The 2,551-nt window shown below is 68.6% G+C and carries 3 protein-coding genes; 1 reads left to right on the top strand and 2 read right to left on the bottom strand.

The features are described from left to right. Window positions 1–76: 76 nt before the first annotated feature. Window positions 77–1,498, bottom strand: a complete 1,422-nt coding sequence (locus ABT023_RS28930; protein WP_350889857.1) for a PEP/pyruvate-binding domain-containing protein — start codon at window positions 1,496–1,498, stop codon at window positions 77–79. A gap of 135 nt (window positions 1,499–1,633) precedes the next feature. On the opposite strand from ABT023_RS28930, the gene ABT023_RS28935 reads away from it, so the two are divergent. Further along, the gene (locus tag ABT023_RS28935) at window positions 1,634–2,044 is read left to right on the top strand and encodes a hypothetical protein (protein ID WP_350889858.1); all 411 of its coding nucleotides are present in this window, start codon (window positions 1,634–1,636) and stop codon (window positions 2,042–2,044) included. 70 nt (window positions 2,045–2,114) lie between these two features. On the opposite strand, the gene ABT023_RS28940 is transcribed toward ABT023_RS28935, so the two are convergent. Next, on the bottom strand, window positions 2,115–2,551 hold a 437-nt coding region (locus ABT023_RS28940), incomplete at its 5' end, for an alpha/beta hydrolase family protein (RefSeq protein WP_502890777.1).

Raw genomic sequence — 2,551 nt, forward strand, 5'->3', positions numbered from 1 at the left:
GAACTCACGGGGGTAGGGCTTGGGCACAGCGACATCCTTCCAGCCCGCCACCAGGGCAAGCCATCTCAGATGTCACCTACCGGTGCAGCAGACCCTCCCTCATCAGCGGATCGGAATACGTGCCCAGGGCGTCGAGCAGGGCGGCGCGGCTCGACGGCGATGCCAGGTGCCGGGTGACGTCGACGAAGAGCCGTCCCCCGGCGTGGCGCATCGGCGCGAGGGCCGTCAGCTGCCACACGGATAGCCCCAGGGGCTTCATGGCGTCGGTCATCATCTGCTGATGACCGACGGAGGCGTAGACGTGGTTCTCCGCGTCGTCGGCCTCGGGGACGGGGAAGAGTGTGGTGATCGGCCGACTCTGGACGATCTGGAAGTCGTCGTCGACCAGGCACCATTCGATGTCCTGGGGGTGCCCGAAGTGGGCTTCGACCCGCCGGCCCAGCCGCACCAGCCGCACGACCTGCGCATCCGTCAGCGCCGGCTGCTCCTGCCGCTCCGGGTCGATCGCCTGTTCCCTCGTCCCGCCACCCGGCAGGGCGTGGACGGCAAGCCGCTTGGTGGCGATCGCCCTGTGGATGATTTCCTCGCCCCGCACCTGGTAGGCGTCCGCGTTCACCAGCCCGGAGACCAGGGCCTCGCCGAGGCCGAAGCCGGCCTCCACGGAGGCGACCTTCCGGTTGGACGTGACGGGGTCGGCCGTGAACAGGACGCCGGCCGCCTGCGGGAGGACCATCTTCTGCACGACGACGGCCATGTGGACCGTGCGGTGGTCGATGCCGTTCCGCTGGCGGTAGGTCACGGCACGCTCGGTGAAGAGCGAGGCCCAGCACCGGCTGACATGCGCCAGGATCGCCGCCAGGCCCATGACGTTCAGGTACGTGTCCTGCTGACCTGCGAAGGATGCCGTCGGCAGGTCCTCGGCCGTCGCGCTGGATCGGACGGCGTAGGCAGCTCGCTCACCGAGCTGGGTGAGAGCCCGGGTGATCGCCGCAGCCACCTCGGCGGGGAGGGCGGTCCCCTCGATGGTCCGACGGATCTCCGCACTGAGCGTGCGGATCGCCTCCCGGTCGTCCGGGTTCAGGCGCGACAGCTGATCGAGGTGATCGTCGATCCACGGCACCTCGGCCATGATTCGCCGGAAGGCGAGCGTCGTCACGCAGAAGCCAGCCGGCACCCGGATGCCCTCGACCCGCGACAACGCCCCCAGGTGCGCGCCCTTGCCGCCGACGAGCGCGTGCTGCGTCTCGTCGACCTCGTGGAGACCCGACACGTACTGCTCGGTCATCGCGATTCCTCCGAGGCGGCCGTCGTCCACTGCACTTCGCTGACCGGGTGGATCACCACGCACGTCGTGCCCCATTTCTTCGTCCATTCTTGGGTCCGGCCGACGATTTTGCGGCAACACCCGGGCCTTGCCGCAAGCCCCCCAGTGCGATATAAGTTCAAGTGGGACAGTTGCATATGTTGTTGCCGCCATGCCGTCGCGGCAGGCCGCCACCTCGTTCGAGGTAAAGAGGTGAGTCCGAGGCCGGTGGCCCCGTTCCGCCGGTGCCATCGACCGCATCAGTTCGTTGCCGACCCGTTCTAGAGTCCGACCATGAGCCCTCGACGGCCAAGCCGAACCTTCCTACGGGTGTTCTCGACGTTCGGTCTGGCCTTTGCGCTCACGCTCACGGCGCTGGCCACCTGGTCAATTTCAGACGAACGCCGGGGATCAGACGCGGTGGCTGAGGTCGCCGGCGTCGAGCATCGCGGAGCAAGAACCTTCCTGATGGTTCATTTCACGACAGACCGTGGGGAGGTGTGTCAATCGACCCTGCGCGTTACGGTCGATGCGGGCCAAGCCGTGAATATTGGAGACAACGTCCCCGTCCACCACGCGAACAGCGACCCCTGCCTGAGGGTGCGCGAGGCCGGCGATCCATCCGGAGGGTTGATCACCCTCGTCGCAGTGGCACTTCTGATCATGTTCGCCATCCTGACCAACGTCGCGTGGCGCCGTCCCCGGCCTCCGCTCCCACTCCGATACGCGGACATGCCATGACGGCACGGACGAGGTCGGTTCGACCTGGACCATCATCACACCCGCCCACCTTCACCGACCGTGGCACGGCTCAGCGGGCGGCGAACCGGCCCAACGCGTCGCGCAGATGACCGCGCATGGCGTCGCTGCCGGTGTGGCCGGAGTCGTCTACCACGATCAGCTCCGCGTCGGGCCAGGCGCGGGCCAGCGACCACGGCGTCTCCAGCGGCGAACCGAGGTCGAGGCGGCCGTGCACGAGCACCCCGGGAATCCCGGCCAGCCGCCCGGCGTCGCGCAGCAGGGCGTCGTCGTCGAGCCATGCCCCGTGCGAGAAGTAGTGCGCGCAGATCCGGACAAAGGCCAGGCGGTCGTCCGGCGGCTGATCGGTGTACGCGTCCGGCTTGCCGTTGGGTTCCAGCGAGACTACGGCGTCCTCCCAGGTCAGCCAGGCATTCGCCGCCCGGTGCCGCACCCGCGCGTCCGGGTGCTCCAGCAGGCGCGCGTACGCGGCGAGCAGGGCGACGGCCG

Source organism: Micromonospora sp. NPDC002296 (assembly GCF_040296145.1).
GTDB lineage: Bacteria > Actinomycetota > Actinomycetes > Mycobacteriales > Micromonosporaceae > Micromonospora.